Raw genomic sequence first — 21,617 nt, forward strand, 5'->3', positions numbered from 1 at the left:
CCGACCGTAACCAGTTGTTGCAGCCAACAGACCGCCCGAGGGGGCGCGACGTTCACTGGATACTGGCGCTTGGCCGCCTTGGCTCGGGTGTGGGTGACGTGCAAGGCCCGGACTAGGGCTGTTCGGTCTTCCACTGGCCGAGCAGGATAGCGACGAATTTCTCCGCGGCCGGCGACAGCGAGGCCCCGCGGCGCGAGACCAGGCCGAGGGTGCGGGTCACTTCCGGATCGGTGAGGGGCACGCTGACCAGGGTCGGGTGGTCGGCGTCCGGCATGGCCAGGCTGGGCATGGCGGAAACGCCGAGGCCGGCTTCCACCATGCCCAGGGAGGTGGACAGGTGCTGCACCTCGTAGAACCACTTGGGGCGGATGCCCCGCGCGGAGAGGGCGTGGTCGAGCAGCACCCGGTTGCCGCTCAGGCGCCCCACGCCGATCAGCCGGTGCTCGACCAGCTCGGCCCAGCTGATCGAGGGGCGCCCGGCCAGTTCGTGGTCCCGCCGGCAGGCCAGCACGAACTGCTCCTGCACCAGGGGCACGAATTCGATGTCCGGGTGCTGGCCGCTGAGCATGTTGATACCGAAGTCCGCTTCACCACGCAGCACGGCTTCCAGGCCGTCGTTGGCACTGAGGTCCAGCAGGCGGATGCGGATCTTGGGGTAGTGCTCGTTGTACTGGCGGATCACCGAGGGCAGAAAATAGAAGGCCGCGGTGGGGATGCAGGCCAGGGTGACCTGGCCGGTCTGGCGTTCGGCCAACTCGCGGATGCTGAGGATGGAGTCCTCGAAGTCATCCAGCAGGCGCCGCGCCTTGGGCAGGAAATCGCGGCCGACGCTGGTGAGACCGACGCGACGGGTGGTGCGTTCTAGCAGGGGCGTGCCCAGGCCGTCTTCCAGCTTCTTGATGCGTCGACTGAGCGCCGGCTGCGACAGGTGCAGGGCGTCGGCAGCCTCATGGAAGCTGCCCAGTTCGGCGATTTTAACGAAAGATCGAATGTCTTGCAGCTCATAGTCCATGAACAACCTCTGATCGAGCGTCTCGAGTATTGATTATCCAAGTGGAATAATAGCGACGATATTTGCATTGGATAGATTTATCTACGGCTGCCAATCTTGCCCCTAGAACATCAATAAACGCTATTGATCAACAAGAGACAGCAGTCATGCAACGTATTCCCTGCGTTCTCATGCGCGGTGGCACCTCCAAGGGCCCCTTCTTCCACGCCAGCGACCTGCCCCGCGATCCCGCGCTACGCGACGAGATGCTGATCGACCTCATGGGTGCCGGTCACGAACTGGAAATCGACGGCATTGGTGGCGGTAGCCCCCAGACCAGCAAGGTCGCCATCATCAGCCCGTCCAGCCATCCCGATGCCGACGTGGACTATCTCTTCGTCCAGGTGATGGTCGCCGAGCGCCGCGTCGATACCGCGCCCAACTGCGGCAACATGCTGTGTGCCGTGGGTCCCTTCGCCGTGGAGCAGGGGCTGGTCGCCGCTGAGGACGGCAAGACCCTGGTACGCATCCGCAACCTCAACACCAACAGCTTCGTCGATTCGCTGGTGCACACGCCGGGCGGCCTGGTGCGCTATGAAGGCGACACTGCCATCGACGGCGTGCCCGGTACCGCCGCGCCGGTGCAGCTGACCTTTCTCGACGCCGTGGGCAGCAAGACCGGCAAGCTGTTTCCCACCGGCCAGGCCACCGATGTCTTCGATGGCGTGCCGGTGACCATCATCGACATGGCCATGCCGATGATGGTCATCGACGCCCGCCACCTGGGCGTGACCGGCAGCGAGCGCCCGGCCGAGCTGGACGCCGACTCCGGGCTGCTGGCGCGTCTGGAAGCCCTGCGGCTGCAGGCCGGCCGGGCCATGGGCCTGGGCGATGTCAGCGGCAAGGTGATCCCCAAGCCGGTACTGGTCTCTCCGCCCCAGCACGGCGGCACCCTGCAGGTGCGCTACTTCATGCCGCACAGCTGCCACCGCGCCCTGGCCATCACCGGTTCCATCGGCCTGGCCACCGCCTGCGTCACCCCGGAAACGGTGGTGATGGCGCTGCTCGGCGAGTCGGCGCGTGACCTGACCCACGTCCGCCTGGAGCATCCCAGCGGCGGGATCGACGTCGTGCTGTCGCGCGGCGGCGCGGACGGCACTACCATCCAGGCCTCGGTCGTCCGGACCGCGCGCCGCCTGTTCGCCGGCCATGTGTACGCGCCCACCGCGCGGAGGCTCGCCGGCTAACGCGATATCCCCCAACCACCAGCGCATCCGCACAACTTCAATAAACGGTGATGCCCCATGAAACTTGCCAAATCGCTGTACTTCCAGATCCTCTGCGCCGTGGTCCTCGGGGTGCTGGTCGGTCACTTCTGGGCGCAACAGGCCGTCGCGCTCAAGCCCTTGGGTGACGCCTTCATCAAGCTGATCAAGATGATGATCGCCCCGGTGGTGTTCTGCACCATCGTCACCGGCATCGCCGGCATGACCGACAAGAGCACCCTGGGTCGGCTGATGGGCAAGACGCTGCTGCTGTTCCTGGTGCTCACCGTCATCAGCCTGTTCATCGGCCTCGGCGCGGTCTATCTGTTCCAGCCCGGCGTAGGCATGAACATCGATCCCGCGACCCTGAGCACTGCCAGCATCGCCCAGTACACGGCGTCGGCGGCCAAGCTCAGCGTGGTGGACTTCTTCATGCACATCATCCCGGACACCTTCATGGGGGCGTTCAACAAGGGTGAGGTGCTGCCGGTGCTGTTCATCGCCGTGCTCTGCGGCTTCGCGCTGTCCGCCATGGGCGAGCGCGGCCGGCCGGTGCTGGATGTGCTGGAGTCGGCGTCGCAGATGGTCTTCCGCATCTTCGGCTACCTGATGCGCTTCGCGCCGGTGGGTGCCTTTGGCGCCCTGGCCTTTACCGTCGGCCAGTACGGCATCACCTCGCTGGGTTCCCTGGCCAAGCTGATCGCCACCCTCTACATCGCCTGCGCCTTCTTCGTCTTCGTGGTGCTGGGCGCCCTGTGCCGCTCGCGCGGCTTCAGCCTGTGGAAGCTGCTGCGCTACTTCCGCGAGGAATTCCTGGTGGTGCTGGGCACTTCGTCCACCGAGCCGGTGCTGCCGCGCATGTTGCAGAAGCTCGAAGGCCTGGGCTGCAAGAAGGGCGTGGTCGGCCTGGTGCTGCCCACCGGCTATTCCTTCAACCTGGACGGCACCGCCATCTACCTGTCGCTGGCCGCGGTCTTCATCGCCCAGGCCTGCAACATCGACCTCACCGTCGGCCAGACCCTGACCATGCTGGCGATCATGCTGCTGTCCTCCAAGGGCGCAGCCGGCGTCACCGGCAGCGGCTTCGTCGCCCTGGCCTCGACCCTCACCGTGATCCATGACATCCCCCTGGCCGGTCTGGCGCTGCTCATCGGTATCGACCGCTTCATGTCCGAGGCCCGCGCCCTGACCAGCCTGGCCAGCAACGCCGTGGCCACGGTGGTGATCGCGCTGGGCGAGGACGCCTGCGACCGCGACAAGCTGATGCGCGCCCTGGAAACCGGCAAGGCCGAACCCCTGGCGCTGCCCGAGGCCGCCGAGTGGACGGCACCGGACGCCCGTCCCCACGCCTGATCGTTCCAACCCCGCTACCGCTGCAGTCCCACCTCCGCGCCTTCAGCTGGCCGGAGGCGGGGATCGGCTGGCCCGCGTTTGGCCAGGCACACGACAAGAACAAGGGATATGCCTATGCTCGCGCTTCTCGGTCTGATCATGGTGGTGACCTTCACCTACCTGATCATGAGCAAACGTCTGTCGCCCATCGTGGCGCTCACCGTGGTGCCCATCGTCTTCGCCCTCATCGGTGGCTTCGCCCCCACCACCGGCAAGATGATGCTCGACGGCCTGAAGATGGTGGCGCCCTCGGCGGCGCTGCTGCTGTTCGCCATCCTCTTCTTCGGCCTGATGATCGACGCCGGCCTGTTCGATCCGCTGATCCGCAAGATCCTCAAGCGGGTCAACGGCGACCCGGTGAAGATCGCCATCGGCACCGCGCTGCTCTCGCTGCTGGTGGCCCTGGACGGCGACGGCACCACCACCTACATGATCACCTGCGCGGCCATGCTGCCGCTGTACAAGCGCATCGGCATGAATCCCATGGTGCTGGCGACCGTCTCCATGCTCTCGCTGAGCATCATGAGCGGCATGAGTCCCTGGGGCGGCCCGGCCACCCGCGCCATCGCCGCGCTGGGGCTGGACGCCACCGCCTACTTCATTCCCATGCTGCCTACGGTGATCGGCGGGGCGGCCTGGGTGGTCTTCACTGCCTTCCTGCTCGGCCGCCGCGAGCGCGCGCGCATCGGTAACGTCAGCCTGGCCAGCGGTGGCGGGGCGAATGGCAAGTGCTATATCGAGGAGATCCTCGGCGATGCGCCGACCAAGCGCCCCCGCCTGGCCTACGTCAATCTGGTGCTGGTGATCGCGGTGATGACCGCCCTGGTCATGGGCGTGATGCATGCCGCCATTCTCTTCATGATCGGCTTCGTGCTGGCGCTGATGATTAACTATCCGCAGCTGGAGCTGCAGAAGGAGCGCATTCTGGCCCACTCCGGCAACGCCATGACCGTGGTGCTGCTGGTGTTCGCCGCGGGCATCTTCGCCGGCATCTTTTCCGGCACCAAGATGGTCGATGCCCTGGCCCAGACCCTGGTCGACTGGATTCCGCCGGCCTGGGGCCACTGGTTCCCGCTGGTGGTGGCCATCACCAGCATGCCGCTGACCTTCGTGCTGTCCAACGATGCCTACTACTTCGGCGTGGTGCCCATCCTGGCCAATGCCGCCGCGGCCTACGGCATTGACCCGGTGGAGATCGCCCGCGCCTCGGTGCTGGGCCAGCCGGTGCACCTGATGAGTCCGCTGGTGGCCTCTACCCTGTTGCTGGTGGGCATGGTCGACCGCGACATCGGTGACTTCCAGAAGGCCACCGTCAAATGGGCGGTACTGACCTCCCTGGTCATCACCGCCATCGCACTGCTCACCGGCGCCATCTCCTTCTTCGTCTGATCCTCCTGGCGGGCGGGCATGGTCGTGCCCGCCCGCTGCAGTCCCACTCCAAAAACAACAAGAGACTCCCTCATGTCCCAACTCCTCAAGAGTGGCGCGGGTTGCGCCGCCCTGTGCGCCTGTATGCCCTTCGCCGACGCCGCCGGCTTCCTCGAAGACAGCAAGCTCAAGCTGCAACTGCGCAACGTCTACTTCAACGAGAACTTCCGCGACGAACAGGGCCTGAGCGCGCGCGCCGCTGCCACGGCCAAGAGCGAGCGCACCGAGTGGGCCCAGGGATTCCTGCTGGACTACCGCTCGGGCTTCACCCAGGGCACCCTTGGCTTCGGCCTGGACGCCCTCGGCCTGCTGGGCGTGCGCCTGGACTCCGGGCGTGGGCGTAGCGGTACTGGATTGTTGCCGGTGCACGGCGACGGGCGGGCGGCGGCGGAGGCCAGCGCCTTCGGCGCCACCGCCAAGGCGCGGCTGGGCAAGACGGTGGTCAAGCACGGCACCCTGTTGCCCAAGACCCCGGTGCTGGTCTACAACGATGCCCGCCTGCTGCCCCAGACCTACCAGGGCACCCAGGTCACCAGTGACGACATCCAGGGCCTGACGCTGACCCTGACCCACCTCGATCGCTTCAAGCTGCGCGATTCCACCAACAGCAACGGCCTCTTTCCCGACGGCTACAGCGGCAGCCAGTCCGGCAATTTCAGCTACGGCGGTGCCGAGTACCAGGTGAGCAAGAGCCTGAGGCTCAGCTACTTCCACGGTGAGCTGAACAACTTCTATCGCCAGGATTTCGCCGGTATCCAGCATGACTTGCCGCTCGCCGGCGGGGTGCTGACGGGCGACCTGCGTTACTTCAAGAGTCGCGACACGGGCGCGGCCTACGCGGGCAAGATCGATAACGACATGCTCAGCGGCCAACTGACCTACTCCCACAGCGGCCATACGGTCGGCGCGGGGTTGCAAAAGCTGAGTGGGGATGCCGGCCTGCCTTACATCAGCGGTGCCACCGTCTATTCCTTCAGCAACGTCGGCATCGGCAAGTTCATCGAGGAAGACGAGAAGACCTGGCTGCTCAGCTACGTCTACGACTTCAAGACGCTGGGGCTGCCCGGGCTGACCTTCATGGCCCGTTACATCAGCGGCGACAACGGCCGCTCCGGCAGCGAAGGCCTGCACGAGTGGGAACGCGATGTGGAACTGGCCTACGTGGTGCCCAGGGGCTCGCTCAAGGGGTTCGGCGTCAAGCTGCGCAACTATGTCTATCGCGCCGACTTCGCCCGTGGCCGGGACAGCAATCGCCTGTACCTGACCTACGACCTGGCGCTCTGGTAGCAGAGGGGGGGGGAGTCGCGAGGGCGACTCCCCTGGGGTTCACTGCGCGGGAATCGGCTTGAGGCCGCTGTCCTGGATGGCCTTGGCGGCGTCCTTCGAGGCCAGGTACTGCAGCAGGGCGCGGGCCGCATCCGGGTGCGTGCTCTTGCTGACCACGGCGCCGGAATAGAGGGTCATCTTCTGCGCCTGGTCGGGGATCAGGCCGACGATGTCGATACCCTGCACCGGCTTCAATTCGCTCAGTTGCTGGAAGCCCAGCTGCGCGTCACCGCGGGCGACGACTTCGCCCACCGGCTCGGCGGGGATCATGCGCGCCTTGGCCTTGAAGGCATCGCTCAGCTGCATGCGCGGGAAGAGGATGTGCGACAGGTAGACGCCGCTGGCGCTGTCGGAATAGGCCACCGACTGGGCGTTCTCCAGGCTCTGCTTGAAGGCGTCCATGGTGGAGATGTCCGGCTTGGGCGCGCCCTTGCGCACCGCCAGGGCGATGAACGACTGGCCCAGGTCGACGCGGCTGTCCTTGCGCGCCTGGCCGTTGGCGACCAGCTTGTCCAGCGCCGAACCCACCATCAGCACCACGTCGGCCGGCTCGTTGCGGGCCAGGCGCTGGGGGATGGCCTGGGGCGTGTCGCCCATGGACGGCGCGGCGGCGATATCCAGTTTCACGCCGGTGGCCTTTTCATAGGCCGGCGCGACCTCACGGATGGCGCCCATGATCCCGCCCGAACTCAGCACCGTGAGGGTGGTGGCGGGATGCGCCGCCAGCAGCGGCGTGGAAGCCAGCAGCAGGGCGCCGAGGGCGAGGGTGGGCAAACGTCGAAACATGGTGGTGACTCCAGGGTGAAAAGACCGACGATAGACCGCGGGCAAGGCGGGAGCGCGTTAGTCCGAATGAAGAAAAATTTAATTTACCGGCCTGGTGGTTTTCCCTAGGGTGTCCGGTCCGCCAGACCGGGCGCCAGATCCAGAGGCCGCTATGACCCAGGCTTTGGTCATCGAAGACGACGAGGTGACCGCCCATGCCATCGCCAGCGAATTGCAGGCGCAAGACTATCAGGTGCGCTGGGAACGCACCGGCCGCGACGGCCTGGCCGCAGCCATCGCCGGCGGCCACGACATCATCACCCTCGACCGCATGCTGCCGGATTTCGACGGCCTGACCATCGTCAGCACCCTGCGCGGCCTCGGCATCGCCACCCCGGTGCTGATGCTCAGCGCCCTGTCCGATGTCGACGAGCGCGTCCGCGGCCTGAGATGCGGCGGTGACGACTACCTGACCAAGCCCTTTTCCCTGGTGGAGATGATGGCCCGTCTGGAGGCACTGCTCAGGCGGCCGGTGGCCCAGTCCGCCAGTCACCAGCTGCGGGTGGGCGAGCTGACCCTGGACCTGATCGAGAACACCCTGACCCGCGCCGGCGAGGCCATCGCCCTGTTGCCCACCGAATTCAAGATCCTCACCTACCTGATGCGCAACGCCGGCCAACTGGTGACCCGCACCATGCTCTTCGAGCAGGTCTGGGGCTATCACTTCGATCCGGGCACCAACATCATCGACGTGCACATGGGGCGGCTGAGACGCAAGATCGAGCGGGCGGGGCGGCCGCTGGTGCATACCGTCCGCGGAGCTGGCTATGTCCTCGTCGTCCCGGACTAGGGCCGGCAGGCGCTGGCGCTCGGGGAGCAGTCGCCTGCTGGCGCTCTATGCGCTGCTCTTCGTGGCCTGGGGTGCGGTCTTCACCGGGGTGCTCTACTGGCAGATCTCCGGCTATCTGGGTGCCGTGGCGGAGCGCACCCTGCTGCAGCGGGCGCACTACTACGGCAAGGTGGCGGATGCCGACCTGCTGGGCGAGCTGCAGGCCAGCGAGGTCTACTCCATGCCCGGTATCGACGCCTACGGCCTGTTCGAGGCCGATGGTCGCTATGTCGCCGGCAACCTGGTCAAGCTCTTGCGCAACCTGCCGGACGATGGCCAGGTGCACTACCTGCAGCGGGGACTCCGGACCTCCGACGCCCTGGACGAGACGCGCAGCAGCCATGCCTTTCTGCAGCGCCGCGCGGACGGCCGGATCCTGGTGCTGGCCCGCGATGGCGGCTCCATCTCCGCAGTCGGCGGCATCATCGGCCAGGCGCTGTTCTGGGGGCTGTCGCTGACCCTGATTCCCGGACTCGTGGGCTGGCACCTGTTGCGGCGGCGCCCGCTGCGGCGAGTGGAACGGTTGCAACTCAGCCTGGAGCGGATCGTCGCCGGTCATCTGGAGGAGCGGCTGCCGCTGTCACCGCGGCACGACGAACTGGACATGCTGGCCGATGCGGTCAATACCACCCTGGCCCAGCTGGAGCGCTCGATGCACGAGGTGAAGGGGGTCTGCGACGGCATCGCCCATGATCTGCGCACCCCGCTGACGCGGCTGCGGGCGCGCCTGCACCAGTTGCAGCAGCTGCCGCTGGCCGAACCCCAGGCCGACAGCCTCGGTGAAGCCCTGGCCGAGACCGAAGCCATCATGTCGCGCTTCCAGGGCTTGCTGCGTATCTCCGAGCTGGAGGACACCCGGCGGCGCATGGCCTTCGCGCCCCTCGATCTGGCCGCGCTGCTGCGCCAGGCCCATGATTTCTACGAGCCCCTGGCCCAGGAAAAGGCCCAGACCCTGAGCCTGGAACTGGGTGAGGAACTGCCGGAGGTGCAGGGCGACGCCGAGTTGTTGTTCGAGGCCCTGGTCAATCTCCTGGACAACGCCCTCAAGTTCGCCCCCGAGGGTGGCCAGGTGCGCCTGGTGGCACGCGGGGTCGGCACCGCGGTGCGCATCAAGGTGATCGACGACGGCCCCGGCATTCCCGAAGCCGAGCGGGAGAGCGTGCTGCGGCGGCTCTATCGCGGCGATGCCAGTCGCCAACAGCCGGGCTACGGCCTGGGCCTGTCGCTGGTGGCGGCCATCGTCCGCCTGCATGGTTTCAGCCTGAGCATCGAAGCGGCCGAGCCGGTGGGCGCCCGGGTGGTCATCACCAGCGCCGGCTGAGGCGCGGCTTCCTAAATTTTTCTTCACTTTCCTTCATTTGAGACCGGGGCAGGGCGCTCCCAGGATGGCGGGCCCCACTGCCACACCGGATCCGTCGCCCGTGAAACACCCCTTGCTCTGCCTCGGTCTCGCCGCCCTGGGTCTCGCCTGGCTCGGCCAGGTCGAGGCCGCGCCCGCCGCTGCGCCCGCCGCCAATGTGCTCATTCCCTCGCCACCCCAGCTCTCGGCCAAGGCCTGGGTGCTGATGGATGGCACCACCGGCCAGGTGATCGCCGAGGAGGATTCCCACGAGCACCTGCCGCCGGCCAGCCTGACCAAGCTGATGACCGTCTATGTGGCGACCCGCGATATCCAGGCCGGCCAGCTCAAGGCCGACGATCAGGTCACCGTCAGCGAGCACGCCTGGCGCACCGAGGGCTCGCGGATGTTTCTCGATCCGCGCACCCCGGTGTCGGTGCACGATCTGCTGCAGGGCATCGTCATCGATTCGGGCAACGACGCCAGCGTGGCCCTGGCCGAGCACATCGCCGGCAGCAACGAGAGCTTCGCCAGCCTGATGAACGCCACCGCGCAGCGCCTGGGCCTGCACGACAGCCACTTCATGAATCCCACCGGGCTACCCGACCCCGGGCACTTTTCCTCGCCCTACGACATGGCGCTGCTGGCGCGGGCCATCATCCAGGACGAGTCGGCCTACTATGAGCTCTATGCCAAGAAGTACTTCACCTGGAACGGTATCCGCCAGCCCAATCGCAATCTGCTGCTCTGGCGCGATCACAGCGTGGATGGTCTCAAGACCGGTCATACCGAGGCGGCTGGCTTTTGCATGGTGACCTCGGCGCTGCGCGATGGGCGCCGGCTGATCACCGCGGTGTTCGGCTCCAACTCCATCAACAACCGCGCGGCGGATACACAGAAGCTGCTGACCTACGGCTATCGCTTCTTCGAGAACCAGACGCTGGACCAGGCCGGCGTCGCCCTGGGTACCCCGGCGATCTGGGAAGGCGAGCAGGCGACCCTACCGGTGGGGGTGACCCAGGACGTGGTGCTGACCCGCCCCAAGGGTCAACAGCCGCCCGAGCGTCGGCTGGTGCTGGACGAGCCGCTGGTGGCGCCCATCGCCCAGGGCGCGGTGGTCGGGCGCCTGGAGCTGGTGGCTGGCGAGCGCATCCTGCAGACCCGGCCGCTGGTAGCCCTGGAGGCGGTGGAGCAGGCCGGCTGGTGGTCACGCTGGCCGGAGCATCTCTACCGGCTGGTGCTGCACTGGTTCGGCCAGGTCTGACATTCGGGGGCGGAATCAGGCCTCCTGCTGCAGATGCTCGCGCAGGAAGGCGTTCATCCGCGCCAGGGTCCAGCGCACACTCGGCAGCACCCCGAGCATCTCGATGAAGCCATGGATCATGCCCGGCAGCTCGTGGTACTCCACGGCGTTGCCGGCGCCGATCAGCGCCTGCGTATAGAGCCGGGCATCGTCGCGCAGGGCATCGCATTCGGCGCCAAAGATCAGCGCGGGCGGCAGGTCGGCGTGGGAGGAGGCATAAAGGGGTGACACCCGTGGATCGCGGGTATCCACGTCCTGCAGGTACATGCCGGAGAAGTAGTCCATCATCGGCCGGGTCAGCGGTGGGACCTGGGCGTTCTCGATCCGCGAGGGGTGATGCCAGGCCTCGGGGGTGTTGTCGACGCCGGGATAGATCAGCACCTGGGCCTTGAGCCCGAGCGGTCCCTCGCGCAAGTGCAGCGCGGCCATGGCCGCAAGGCCGCCGCCAGCGCTGTCGCCGGCTACGGCGACGCGGTCGAGATCGAGGTGCAAGGCGCTGCCGGCCTCGGCCAGCCAGTGCAGGGCGGCCAGCACATCGTCAGGGCTCGCCGGGGCCGGATGCTCGGGGGCGAGGGCATAGTGCACCGCCAGCACCGCGCAGTCGGTGCCCAGGGCGATCTGGCGGCAGAGCGAATCATGGCTGTCCAGGTCGCCGATCACCCAGCCACCGCCGTGCAGATAGACCACCAGCGGGCGCGGTCGAGCGTCTTCCGCATAGGGCCGATAGAGGCGCAACGGGATGGGGCCGAGGGGGCCTGGCGCGGTGAGCGCCTCCACCCGCGTCACCGGCGCCGGCGGCAGGCCGAGGGCGCGATTCAGCTGCACATAGGCGGCGCGCGCCTGCTCCAGGGTAAGGCTGTCCAGCGGCGGCTGCGGGTGGGCGGCCAGCTGCGCCAGCAGGCCGGCCACCTCCGGGGTGAGGCGCGCGAAGACGTCGGGCATGGGGCTTCTCCTGTGGTCCCGGGCGCCAGGATGGAGGCCGGGTCGCCGCCAGCCTCGCCGGAGGTCACGGGCGGGTCTATCGATCAGATGAACGACGGCGACGGGCCTTGGACTGCGATTGGCACGGGGCCGTTGCGCGGACGCGTTGGCCGCGGAGGGGGCGGCCTATCCTGCATCTGAACGATAGGCGCGCCGTCCCGCTCCGGTAGACTCGGATCCCAGCCAGGCCCTCCCGAGGCCGGCATCCTACCCAAAGACAATCAAAACAATGGGGGTAGCATGGATCAGTTAGCCGTCTTTTCCTGCAGCGTGCCCAGTGCGGTGGTCGCTCGCTTCAGCCAGGTCGTCCTGGCGCTGCAGGCCCGCCTGCGTGGCGGGGCCATCACCGAATTCCATGCCCAGGCGCTGGAGCAGCTGCAGCGCCTGGTTGCCTTCGACAAGGCCTGGTGGGGCAACTCCGCCTGGCGCGACGGCGTCCCCGTGGCGCACAGCACCTTCCTGTTGGGGCTGCCTGGCAGCTATACCCAGGAATGGGATGCCCTCAAGGCCGAGGACCACGCCCTCGGCGACCTGCATCAGGAGCAGGGCCGCTGCCAGCTGTTCGATTGCCGGGACCAGACGGCCGCGCCGGCCCTGGCCGCCCTGGGGCAGCGGTATGGCCTGGCCCATGGCCTGCGCATCGTGCTCACCGACGACCAGACCCGCCTGGGCGTGCACCTCACGCTGTTCCGCGAAGATCCCGCCACGCCTTTCACCGCGCTGGAATGCCAGCTGGTGGAATGGCTGATGCTCCACCTGCTGCATGCCGAGCGCGAGAGCTGCCTGCGCACCCTGGCGACCCTGAGAGACAGCCAGGGCAGCTTCGACGAAACGGCCCTGGCGGTCTGCGATCGCTATGGCGTGCTGCTGTCCATGGAGCCCGGCTTCGCCGCCCTGCTGGCGGGGGAGTGGGAGGGCTGGCAGGGTAATCGCCTGCCGCCTGCCTGCGATCCCCAGGGCACCTACCAGGGCCGCACCCTGCAGCTCGATGCCCAGCCGCTGGGCGATCTGCTGCTGCTCAAGGCGCGTCGGCGCAGTTCGGCGGAACGCCTCAGCGCCCGAGAACTGGAAGTGGCCCAGTGCTTCGCCCTGGGCCAGACCTACAAGGAAGTCGCCCGCAGCCTGGGCATGGCGCCGGCCACGGTCCGCCATCACCTGAGGCGAATCTACGAGAAGCTCGGCGTCAACCGCAAGGCGCAGATCGCCCAACAGGTCGCCGCCGCGCCGGACTGATCCTCCCCTGATCCCCTACGCCAAGACTGGGCGCCGCTCGTGCCCGGTGAGGCCTCGCTCGCCCGCTCGAATGCCCTGAGGAATCCTGCCATGCCGTCTCTGCCCGGAATGCTGACTCGCGCCGCCGTCCTGTCGCTTGCCGCGCTGGCCGCCACCACCCACGCCACCGAAAAGGGCATGCCGACCACCGCGGCCGGGGTGCAGGACTTCGGCGCCGGCTTCATGCCGCCGTCGACGCCCGTCGGTACGGTCGGCCTGCGCTTCAGCGACTACCAGGCACGGGTGATCAAGGACAGCCATGGCAAGGACGATGGCAACGATTTCAACATCAACGTCCTGGCCATCGGCCTGGCCTACCTACGCATGACCGACCAGCAGCTGTTCGGTGCGCGCTACGGCTTCGGCGCGGTCTCGGTGTTCTTTCGCATGGACGCCGATCTCGGCATCAACGCCGGCGGCCAGCGCGTGTTCAGCGACAGCGCCGAGCTGTTCCGCCCGGCGGATCTGCAGCTGATTCCGCTGATCCTCGGCTGGGAGCCGGCGCCTGGCGTCGGCATCAACACCCAGCTGTCGATCCAGGCACCTACCGGCGACTACGACAAGGATCGCCTGGTCAGCCCCGGGACCAACCACTGGACGGTCTCGCCGATCCTCAACGCCAGCTACATCAGCCCGAGCGGACTGGAGCTGTCGTCCAGCTTCCAGGTCGACCTCAATGCCCGCAACGCCGCCACCGACTATCGCAGCGGGGTGGAGTATCGCCACGAATTCGCCGTCGGCCAGCATTTCGGCCCCTGGACCGCGGGCCTGGGCGGCTACTACTACCGCCAGCTCAGCGACGACGACGCCCCCGGCCTGACCCGCGGCAACCGTGCCCGGACCCTGGCACTGGGGCCGGCGCTCAGCTTCTTCGACCCCTCTTCAGGATTGCCGGCCATCTGGCTGCACGCCTACCAGGAATTCGAGGCGCGCAACCGGGCAGAGGGCTATACCGTGGCGCTGAAGCTCGGCGCCAGCTTCTAGACCGCACCCATCATCTCGCGCACCCGCGCCGCCAGGGCATCGACGGCGAAGGGCTTGGTGAGGATCTCCATGCCGGGATCCAGATGGCCATTGCCGATGGCGGCGTTCTCGGCATAGCCGGTGATGAACAGCGTCTTGAGCCCCGGGCGTGACTGGCGCCCCGCATCGGCCATCTGCCGCCCGTTCATGCCGCCGGGCAGGCCGACGTCGGTGATCAACAGGTCGAGGTGCACGTCCGATTGCAGGATCTTCAGACCCGTCAGGCTGTCGGCCGCTTCGAGCACCGCGTAGCCGAGGTCTTCGAGAATATCCATGACCAGCATCCGCACCGTCGGCTCGTCGTCGACGATCAGCACCGTTTCGCCCTGGCTGGTACCGGCCACGTCCAGGCGGGTGGCCAGGCCTTCGGCGGCCGGCGCCTCGCCCAGGTAGCGCGGCAGGTAGATGCACAGGGTGGTGCCCTGGCCGACCTCGGAGTAGAGCCGCACCTGGCCGCCGGACTGGCGAGCGAAGCCATAGATCATCGACAGGCCCAGGCCGGTCCCCTGGCCGATGGGCTTGGTGGTGAAGAAGGGTTCGAACACCCGTGCGGCGACCTCGGGCGGTATGCCCACTCCGGTATCGGTCACGCACAGCGAAAGGTATTGGCCTTCCGGCAGGTCCTGAGCGCGGGCGATTTCACGATCCATCCAGCGATTGGCGGTTTCGATGGTGATGCGACCGCCCTTGGGCATGGCGTCGCGGGCATTGATGCAGAGATTGAGCAGCGAATTTTCCAGCTGGCTGGGGTCCACCAGGGCGGGCCAGAGGCCGGCGGCGCCGACGGTTTCCACCTGGATGCCAGGACCCACGGTGCGCTGGATGAGTTCGGTGAGGCCATCGATCAGCTGGTTGACGTCCACCGGGCGTGGCGCCAGGGTCTGGCGCCGGGAGAAGGCCAGCAGTCGGTGGGTGAGGGCGGCGGCGCGCTTGGCGGCGCCCTGGGCGGCCACCAGGTAGCGATCGAGTTCGCGCAGCCGCCCCTGGGCGATGCGCGTCTCCATCAGCTCCAGGGCACCGGAGATGCCGGCCAGCAGGTTGTTGAAATCGTGGGCGAGGCCGCCGGTCAACTGGCCGACCGCCTCCATCTTCTGCGACTGGCGCAGCTTTTCCTCGGCCTGCATCAACTCGGCCGAGCGTTCGGCGACCCGGATCTCCAGGGTCTCGTTGAGGGTCCGCAGGGCGGCCAGGGCCTTGTCCCGCTCGGCTTCGATGGCTCGCCGCTCCTCGACGTCGATGAGCACCCCGGGAAAGTGCAGCGGGGTGCCGTCGGCGGCGTGATCGACCCGGCCATTGGCCTCGATCCAGTAGTAGCGGCCATCGGCGCGCCGTACCCGGTACTGGTGGGCGAAGGGACCGCCCTGGGCGATCACGACGTCGATGGCGTGGGCGAGACCGTCCTTGTCGTCGGGATGGACGTTGGTCACCACCTGGGCCAGGCTCAGCCCTTCGCGACCCAGGCGCGGATCGAGGCCGAAGACCGTGGCGAAGGCCTCGTCCACGGTGAATCGGTCGGTGGGCAGGTCCCAGTGCCAGGTGCCGATGATGGCGCCGGCGGACAGTGCCAGCTGCACCCGCTCGATGTTTTCCCGCGCCAGGGCCTCGCTGATGCGCAGCCGTTCCTCGGCGTTGCGTCGCTCGGTCACGTCGCTGAAGAGGATGGCGATCTGGCGTTCGTCAGGATCGCCCACCCGCACGGCGCGGACATCGAACCAGCGCTCGAAGGTGTTGGCGTAGTTCTCGAAGGTCGCCGGCTCGCCGGTCTTGGCCACGTGGCCGTAGGTATCGAACCAGAACCGTTCCAGGTTGGGGGCGAATTCGGTCACCCACTTGCCGCGCAGGTTGACCCCGGCCTGGCGTTCGAAGGCCGGGTTGGCCTCCAGGAAGCGGTAGTCGATGGGCTTGTCGTCGGCGTCGAACTTGACCTGGACGATGGCGAAGGCCGAGCCGATGGTCTCGATGATGGCGCGAAAGCGTTCCTCGCTCTTGCGCAGGGCGGTTTCGGCGGTCTGCAATTGGCTCATGTCCAGCATGGCGCCGATCATCCGCGTCGGGCGGCCGTAGCTGTCGCGGATCACCCGGCCGCGATCGAACACCAGGGCATAGGAGCCGTCGGCCCGCAGGAAGCGGTACTCGCCGGTCCAGACCGTACCGTCGCCGTCGATCACCCCGTGGATGGAGGCATCGATCCGCGCGCGGTCGTCCGGGTGGATCTGGCCGAGCCACCAGCTGCCAGTGGGCTCCACGATTTCTGGCAGGTGACCATAGGCCGTGGTCAGGGCTTCGTTCCACAGGACCTGGCCACTGTTGAAGTCCCAATCCCAGATGGCGTCGTTGGTGGCTTCGGCCACCAGGCGATAGCGCTCCTGGGTTTCCTTGAGCGCCAGGCCCGCCAGGTGTTCGACGGTGCGATCGCGCAGGATCTTGACGAAGCCAAGGGGCTCCCCGTCTTCGTCGGTGAGGGCCATCATCTCCCCCGAGGCCCAGAAGCGCTGGCCGTCCTGGCGCAGGTGCCAGCGCTCGTCCAGGGCGCTGCCGTCCTTCAGGGCCTTGGCCATCTCGTATTCGGCGCGATGGTTGGCGCGGTCTTCGGGGGTGAAGAAACGTGAAGCTTGCTCGCCGATCATCTCCCGAGCGCTCCAGCCCATGACCTGCTCGGCACCCGGATTCCAATCGGTGATGCGCCCCTGACGGTCGCTGACCACGATGGCGAATTGGGTAGTGCTTTCCAGCACCGCGCGACTACGAGCCTTGCTGGGGCGGGGCGCGGCAGGCTGCAGGGCGGCACGCAGGCGCAGAACTTCGGCTTCGAGCTCTGCGCGGGTCAGCGTGGCCAGGGGTACCTCACTCATCTTGCTGGAAATCCTCGGCGAAAGCGGTCACGGGAGGGTTGGACCGCGAAAAACGCCAGAGTGTGGCGGGCGCGCTTCGGGCAGAAAAGCCTCTGCCGCTGATCGGCAAGCCGACTGGATGAGAGGACGCTCCAGCGCGAGAAAAGCGCTGCGCCTTCGAGCGAGACGGCGACCTGGTCCAGTCGCCTGGCCTAGAGCAGGGCAAGCGAGGCGGGCAGGGCAGCGAAACCGGCACGTCTGAGCGACGGCCAGGCCTGCAAGGCGTCCGCAGGTTCGCTGGATGAACGGTCCGCGCCTGGAACCCGGTCGTCGCCCGCGCTCTCTACGGTTGCACGAGACGGACCCGGCAAGGGTTCGCCGCTTTCCCTTCGATCGCTCAAGGAGCACCACCGCATGGCCCAGGAATCCTCAGCCGCACCGGGCGCACTCAAACGCGCCATCACCCTGCCCATGCTGTTGTTCTTCATCCTGGGCGACGTCCTGGGCGCGGGCGTCTATGCCCTGGCGGGCACCATCGCCGGCCGGGTCGGCGGCGCCATCTGGGCCCCCTTGCTGATTGCCCTGCTGTTCGCCCTGCTGACCGCGGCCTCCTATGCCGAGCTGGTCACCAAGTACCCCAAGGCCGGCGGGGCGGCGGTGTTCGCCGAACGGGCCTTCGGGCGGCCCTGGCTATCCTTCCTGGTGGGCTTCTCGATGCTGGCCGCCGGGGTCACCAGCGCCGCGGGATTGGCCGTGGCCTTTGCCGGTGGCTATTTGCAGGCGCTGGTGCCCTGGCCCGCCAGCTGGGTCTGCCTGGGCTTTCTGCTGTTGATAGGCCTGCTCAATGCGCGCGGCATCAAGGAGTCGCTGTCGGTCAATCTGGTGATGACCCTGATCGAGCTGTCAGGTCTGGTGATCGTCGTCGCGGCGGCGGCCTGGTTCGTCGCCCAGGGGCAGGGCGAGCCGGCGCGGCTACTGGAGGTGGATGCGCCCTCGGCCACCGTGGCCATTCTCAGTGCTTCGCTGTTGGCCTTCTACTCCTTCGTCGGCTTCGAGACCTCGGCCAACCTGGCGGAAGAGGTACGGGACGTCAGCCGGGTCTATCCGCGGGCGTTGTTTGGCGCTCTGGTCATCGCCGGTATCGTCTACATGCTGGTAGGCGCCGGCGCCGCCCTGGTGCTACCGGTGGCGCAACTCAAGGCCTCGGGTGCGCCGCTGATGGACGTCCTCGGCGCCTCGGGCCTGGGCGTGCCGACCCGAGTGTTCGCCGTCATCGCGCTCATCGCGGTGGCCAATGGCGCGCTCCTGACCATGATCATGGCCAGCCGTCTGGCCTACGGCATGGCTCGTCAAGGTCTGCTGCCCGCGGTGCTCGGCCGGGTGCTGCCACGGCGGCAGACTCCCGGCATCGCCATCCTCGCCACCACCGCGGTGGCCATCGCCCTGACCTTCACCAGCACCCTGGATGTGCTGGCCGAAACCGTGGTGCTGCTGCTCCTGGTGGTGTTCATCAGCACCAACCTGGCGGTGCTGGTGCTCAAGCGCGACCGGGTCGAGCATCCGCATTTCCGCGTGCACTGGATCTTCCCAGTGCTGGCCCTGGCCTCCTGCGCGCTACTGATCGCCCAGCAGGGCGCTGCGACCTGGTGGCGCGCCGGGCTGATGCTGCTGGTGGGCGTGGCGCTCTATGGGCTGACGCGGCTGGCAGGCGCGCGCCGGGTAACGGCCTAGGCACCCACCAGCGCATAGAGGGTCTGCATGTCGGCCGGCTTGGTCAGGTGATGATCGAAGCCGGCCGCCAGGGCCTCGGCCTTGTCCTGGGCCTGGCCCCAGCCGGTCATGGCGATCAGCTTGACGGTCTGACCGGCCGGCGTCTCGCGGATCGCCCGGGCCAGTTGATGACCGGTCAGGCCCGGCATGCCGATATCTGAGATGACGATCTCGGGGCCATACCTCTGGAACAGGGTCAGCGCCTGCTGGCCATCGTAGGCGACACGCACCTCGTGGCCGTCCAACTCAAGGAGTTCGGCGATGGTGTCGGCGATGTCGGAGTTGTCGTCTGCGACCAGGATCCGGCGGGTGGCAGGTGCCGCCGAGGCGGCCGCTACGGCCTCCTGCTCTGTCGCCGGGGGCGCCACCGTCAGCGGCAGGTTCACGGTGAAGCGGCTGCCCTGGCCCAGGCCGGCACTGGTGGCGGCGATGTCGCCGCCCTGCAGCCGTGCCAGCTCGCGGGAAAGGGCCAGGCCGATACCCAGGCCAGGCGAACGCTCCGCCAGGCGTGGATCGATCTGGCCGAACATCTGGAACAGATCGCTCAGGCGTTCCGGAGCGATACCGATGCCGTTGTCGGCAATCTCCACCCGTACCTCGTCACCCGTGGAGACGGCGAGCACGATCCGACCGCCCTCCGGGGTGTAGCGGGCGGCATTACCCAGCAGGTTGACGAAGATCTGCTCCAGGCGCAGCGGGTCGGCGTACAGCCAGAGCGGTGCCTCGGGCAGGTGCAGGTCGAAGCGCTGGCGCTTGTCCTCCATCGGCGCCAGGGCCGCGTCGGCCGCTGCCTCGAGTACCGACTGCAGGGTGACGAAGGTGTTGTGCAGGGTGATGCGGCCGAAGGTGATTCGCGAGATATCCAGCAGGTCGTTGAGCAGGGCACCCATGCGCTCCACCTGCCGCTCGATGGTCTGGCAACTGCGCTGTTGCTGTTCGGGCGACGCCTGCGGCGCGGCGATCAGTGCCGCCGCGTGGCGAATGGGTGCCAGGGGATTGCGCAGTTCATGGGCCAGCACGGCGAGGAATTCGTCCTTTTGCCGATCGTTGTCGCGCAGTTGCTGCTCCTGGCGCTTGCGCTCGCTGATGTCCAGAAACCACACCGCGACGTTGCCGTCGAAGGGTGTCGCGCCGATCTGCAGCCAGCAACTGGCGCCCTGGGCATCCGGTCCCTGCAATTCGACGGACCAGGCGACTTCCTCGGCCTGGTGGTCCGCGCAGAGCTGCAGGATGTGGGCGCTGGCCCAGGGCAGGCGGGCGTTGGCGTCACGGCTGTCGAGACCCAGGGTGGTGGTTCCGATGGGGTTGAGATAGTCCCAGGCGAAAGTGCCTTCGGCAGCGGGTACGGCGATGCCAAAGGACACCTGCGAGCTTTCCAGCGCCACCCGCAGGCGGCGTTGCGAACGCAGGGCAGCCTTCTGGATACGGGCACGATCGATCACCAGCACCGCCTTGGAGGCGCACAGATCGGCCAGGCGCTGCTGGCGCGGCGTGGGTTCCCGGGCCTCTGGCAGGTGAACGGTGATGGCGCCGAGGATGCCGTGCAGGGTGCTGCGCAAGGGCACCGCATGCAGGGCGGAGAAGCCCAGGTGCTGGCCCAGTGCGCCCAGGGCGGCGAACTCAGGTGCGGTCGCCAGCGCCGGCACCACTATGCGGGTGCCGCTGCGCACGGCGGCGGCACAGGCACTTTCCGCCAGCGGCAGGGTGGCCAACTGCGCCTGATCTTCGGCCGAGAAACCGGCCGCGAAATACAGCTGCGGCGGCTTGCCGTCTTCCAGCAGCGAGACGCAGCCCTTGGAGGTCTGATGAAAGCGGCAGAGAACCTCGACGATCTCCTGCAGCTGTTGCGACAGCGAGGGCAATTGCAGCAGGCGATGATTGAGCTGCTGCAGGACCTCCAGATCGGCGACCTGCAGCTGCAACTGTTCCTGACTCAGCTGCAGGCCCCGCAGGTAGTCGTCACGCTCCTCTTCCAGCAACCGGCGGGCGTCGGCTGCTTCCTGCAGGGCTTCGCCGACCTGGCGGATCTCCAGGACGTCACTGTCCGGCAGCACGGGCGGCTGGCGCCGGCCTAGAGCCTGGGCGGCCTCCTGCAGCGCCTGCACCGGCTGGCTGATCCGCCGTGATAGCAGCAGGGCCACCGCCCAGGCAAAGGCTACCGACAGCACCAGACCACCGCCATAAAGGGCGAAGGAACGATTGGCCGCCGCGGCCACCTCTTCGGTGGGAATGGCCGTGGTTACGGTCCAGCCGGAATCGGGCAGACGCACGAAGGCGGTATAGACCTGGTGGCCTTCGCGGGTGCGGGCGGTGCCTATGCCTTCCTCGCCCGGTTGCGCCAGGATCGCCGCCAGGCCTGGCAAGGCGGGCTCGCCCAGGCTTTCCTCATGCAAATTGGTACGGGCAATACGCAGGCCATGGCGATCGAATACCGAGCCCACCCAGTCCTTGGGCAGAGCGCGGGCCATGCGCGCGGCGCGTATGCTTTCCGGGGTCATCACCGCGGTCAACACGAAGCTCAGCTGACCCTCACGCAACACCGGGACCCGAATCGGAAAGGCGAGCAGGCCGGAGGAGCCACGGCCCAGTTGCCCAACCACTGGCCGGCGCTTGGCGACCACCTCGGCGAAGCTGTCCGGCTCGGCGACAGGCCCCCCCGGCGCCCGTTTGACGCTCGATATCCGTTTGATGACCTGCCCATCCGGGGTAGCGAGCAGCACCGTGCGCCACCCCGGCACCAGCGGCAGGACCCGCTCCACCAGGGTCGCGAAGCCCTCCCGATCACCCGCCGCCAGCAGGGGCGACTCGGCCAAGGCCTGGAGGATGGTCGCCGAACGGCGCAATTCGCTCTCGATGGTGGTGGCGGCCTGGCGGCTGGATTCCAGGGCCCGCTGTTCGGCTTCGTGCTGCTGGTGATGGACGAGCAGCCACAGCCCCAGCCCGGCCACCAGCGCCAGGGGCACGATCCCCGCGAAGGCGATGGCCAGCAGGCGGTTGCGCAGGGGGACCAGGTGCGCAGGGCGGGGCTTCGTCGGCGGCATA

At 67.6% G+C, this 21,617-nt stretch carries 15 protein-coding genes; 10 read left to right on the top strand and 5 right to left on the bottom strand.

Features of this window, described 5'->3' with window-relative positions:
• Positions 1–112 precede the first annotated feature (112 nt).
• On the bottom strand, positions 113–1,012 hold the full coding sequence (locus LRS53_RS04520) for a LysR family transcriptional regulator (protein WP_017641221.1): 900 nt from the start codon (positions 1,010–1,012) through the stop codon (positions 113–115).
• Between the two features lie 146 nt (positions 1,013–1,158).
• Here LRS53_RS04520 and LRS53_RS04525 point away from each other — a divergent pair, with 146 nt between their 5' ends.
• The 4 genes from LRS53_RS04525 (at position 1,159) to LRS53_RS04540 (ending at position 6,363) form a co-directional block, all read left to right on the top strand.
• Positions 1,159–2,238, top strand: coding sequence for a 4-oxalomesaconate tautomerase (locus LRS53_RS04525; protein ID WP_231355092.1), 1,080 nt, complete (start codon positions 1,159–1,161; stop codon positions 2,236–2,238).
• A gap of 57 nt (positions 2,239–2,295) precedes the next feature.
• A complete protein-coding gene (gene dctA / locus LRS53_RS04530) occupies positions 2,296–3,609 on the top strand; it encodes a C4-dicarboxylate transporter DctA (protein ID WP_231355093.1) in 1,314 nt (437 codons plus the stop codon).
• A gap of 114 nt (positions 3,610–3,723) precedes the next feature.
• On the top strand, positions 3,724–5,037 hold the full coding sequence (locus LRS53_RS04535; RefSeq protein ID WP_231355094.1) for a CitMHS family transporter: 1,314 nt from the start codon (positions 3,724–3,726) through the stop codon (positions 5,035–5,037).
• A 72-nt stretch (positions 5,038–5,109) separates the two neighbouring features.
• Positions 5,110–6,363, top strand: a complete 1,254-nt coding sequence (locus LRS53_RS04540; protein WP_231355095.1) for an OprD family porin — start codon at positions 5,110–5,112, stop codon at positions 6,361–6,363.
• A gap of 39 nt (positions 6,364–6,402) precedes the next feature.
• Here the strand turns inward: LRS53_RS04540 and LRS53_RS04545 are convergent, their stop codons facing one another.
• Positions 6,403–7,188 (bottom strand): substrate-binding domain-containing protein, encoded by a 786-nt coding sequence (locus LRS53_RS04545; RefSeq protein WP_231355096.1) that lies wholly within the window; start codon positions 7,186–7,188, stop codon positions 6,403–6,405.
• A 151-nt stretch (positions 7,189–7,339) separates the two neighbouring features.
• Here LRS53_RS04545 and LRS53_RS04550 point away from each other — a divergent pair, with 151 nt between their 5' ends.
• The 3 genes from LRS53_RS04550 (at position 7,340) to LRS53_RS04560 (ending at position 10,659) form a co-directional block, all read left to right on the top strand.
• Positions 7,340–8,017, top strand: coding sequence for a response regulator transcription factor (locus LRS53_RS04550; RefSeq protein WP_093251656.1), 678 nt, complete (start codon positions 7,340–7,342; stop codon positions 8,015–8,017).
• On the top strand, positions 7,995–9,377 hold the full coding sequence (locus LRS53_RS04555) for a sensor histidine kinase (protein ID WP_231355097.1): 1,383 nt from the start codon (positions 7,995–7,997) through the stop codon (positions 9,375–9,377). The genes LRS53_RS04550 and LRS53_RS04555 overlap by 23 nt, the downstream gene beginning before the upstream one ends.
• Before the next feature lie 112 nt (positions 9,378–9,489).
• Positions 9,490–10,659 (top strand): D-alanyl-D-alanine carboxypeptidase family protein, encoded by a 1,170-nt coding sequence (locus tag LRS53_RS04560; RefSeq protein ID WP_231355403.1) that lies wholly within the window; start codon positions 9,490–9,492, stop codon positions 10,657–10,659.
• Between the two features lie 15 nt (positions 10,660–10,674).
• On the opposite strand, the gene LRS53_RS04565 is transcribed toward LRS53_RS04560, so the two are convergent.
• Positions 10,675–11,640, bottom strand: a complete 966-nt coding sequence (locus LRS53_RS04565) for an alpha/beta hydrolase (protein ID WP_231355098.1) — start codon at positions 11,638–11,640, stop codon at positions 10,675–10,677.
• Between the two features lie 279 nt (positions 11,641–11,919).
• Here LRS53_RS04565 and LRS53_RS04570 point away from each other — a divergent pair, with 279 nt between their 5' ends.
• Positions 11,920–12,912, top strand: coding sequence for a helix-turn-helix transcriptional regulator (locus LRS53_RS04570; protein WP_231355099.1), 993 nt, complete (start codon positions 11,920–11,922; stop codon positions 12,910–12,912).
• Between the two features lie 108 nt (positions 12,913–13,020).
• A complete protein-coding gene (locus LRS53_RS04575) occupies positions 13,021–13,935 on the top strand; it encodes a SphA family protein (RefSeq protein ID WP_442968482.1) in 915 nt (304 codons plus the stop codon).
• On the opposite strand, the gene LRS53_RS04580 is transcribed toward LRS53_RS04575, so the two are convergent.
• Positions 13,932–16,826, bottom strand: coding sequence for a PAS domain-containing hybrid sensor histidine kinase/response regulator (locus tag LRS53_RS04580; RefSeq protein WP_231355101.1), 2,895 nt, complete (start codon positions 16,824–16,826; stop codon positions 13,932–13,934). The genes LRS53_RS04575 and LRS53_RS04580 overlap by 4 nt on opposite strands.
• Before the next feature lie 393 nt (positions 16,827–17,219).
• Between LRS53_RS04580 and LRS53_RS04585 the strand changes: the two genes are divergently transcribed.
• Positions 17,220–18,536 carry an APC family permease gene (locus tag LRS53_RS04585; protein WP_064309500.1) on the top strand — a complete coding sequence of 439 codons (1,317 nt, stop codon included), beginning with the start codon at positions 17,220–17,222 and terminating at the stop codon, positions 18,534–18,536.
• Here the strand turns inward: LRS53_RS04585 and LRS53_RS04590 are convergent.
• The gene (locus LRS53_RS04590; RefSeq protein WP_231355102.1) at positions 18,533–21,616 is read right to left on the bottom strand and encodes a hybrid sensor histidine kinase/response regulator; all 3,084 of its coding nucleotides are present in this window, start codon (positions 21,614–21,616) and stop codon (positions 18,533–18,535) included. The genes LRS53_RS04585 and LRS53_RS04590 overlap by 4 nt on opposite strands.
• Position 21,617 lies beyond the last annotated feature (1 nt).

This window comes from Pseudomonas sp. PLB05, from assembly GCF_021106615.1.
Taxonomy (GTDB): Bacteria; Pseudomonadota; Gammaproteobacteria; order Pseudomonadales; family Pseudomonadaceae; genus Chryseomonas; species Chryseomonas benzopyrenica.

Bases quoted from the DNA above. Each gene is read 5' to 3' on its own strand.
- LRS53_RS04520 (WP_017641221.1), bottom strand. From the start codon at position 1,012: ATGGACTATGAGCTGCAAGACATTCGATCTTTCGTTAAAATCGCCGAA.
- LRS53_RS04525 (WP_231355092.1), top strand. From the start codon at position 1,159: ATGCAACGTATTCCCTGCGTTCTCATGCGCGGTGGCACCTCCAAGGGC.
- dctA (WP_231355093.1), top strand. From the start codon at position 2,296: ATGAAACTTGCCAAATCGCTGTACTTCCAGATCCTCTGCGCCGTGGTC.
- LRS53_RS04535 (WP_231355094.1), top strand. From the start codon at position 3,724: ATGCTCGCGCTTCTCGGTCTGATCATGGTGGTGACCTTCACCTACCTG.
- LRS53_RS04540 (WP_231355095.1), top strand. From the start codon at position 5,110: ATGTCCCAACTCCTCAAGAGTGGCGCGGGTTGCGCCGCCCTGTGCGCC.
- LRS53_RS04545 (WP_231355096.1), bottom strand. From the start codon at position 7,188: ATGTTTCGACGTTTGCCCACCCTCGCCCTCGGCGCCCTGCTGCTGGCT.
- LRS53_RS04550 (WP_093251656.1), top strand. From the start codon at position 7,340: ATGACCCAGGCTTTGGTCATCGAAGACGACGAGGTGACCGCCCATGCC.
- LRS53_RS04555 (WP_231355097.1), top strand. From the start codon at position 7,995: ATGTCCTCGTCGTCCCGGACTAGGGCCGGCAGGCGCTGGCGCTCGGGG.
- LRS53_RS04565 (WP_231355098.1), bottom strand. From the start codon at position 11,640: ATGCCCGACGTCTTCGCGCGCCTCACCCCGGAGGTGGCCGGCCTGCTG.
- LRS53_RS04570 (WP_231355099.1), top strand. From the start codon at position 11,920: ATGGATCAGTTAGCCGTCTTTTCCTGCAGCGTGCCCAGTGCGGTGGTC.
- LRS53_RS04575 (WP_442968482.1), top strand. From the start codon at position 13,021: ATGCTGACTCGCGCCGCCGTCCTGTCGCTTGCCGCGCTGGCCGCCACC.
- LRS53_RS04580 (WP_231355101.1), bottom strand. From the start codon at position 16,826: ATGAGTGAGGTACCCCTGGCCACGCTGACCCGCGCAGAGCTCGAAGCC.
- LRS53_RS04585 (WP_064309500.1), top strand. From the start codon at position 17,220: ATGGCCCAGGAATCCTCAGCCGCACCGGGCGCACTCAAACGCGCCATC.
- LRS53_RS04590 (WP_231355102.1), bottom strand. From the start codon at position 21,616: ATGCCGCCGACGAAGCCCCGCCCTGCGCACCTGGTCCCCCTGCGCAAC.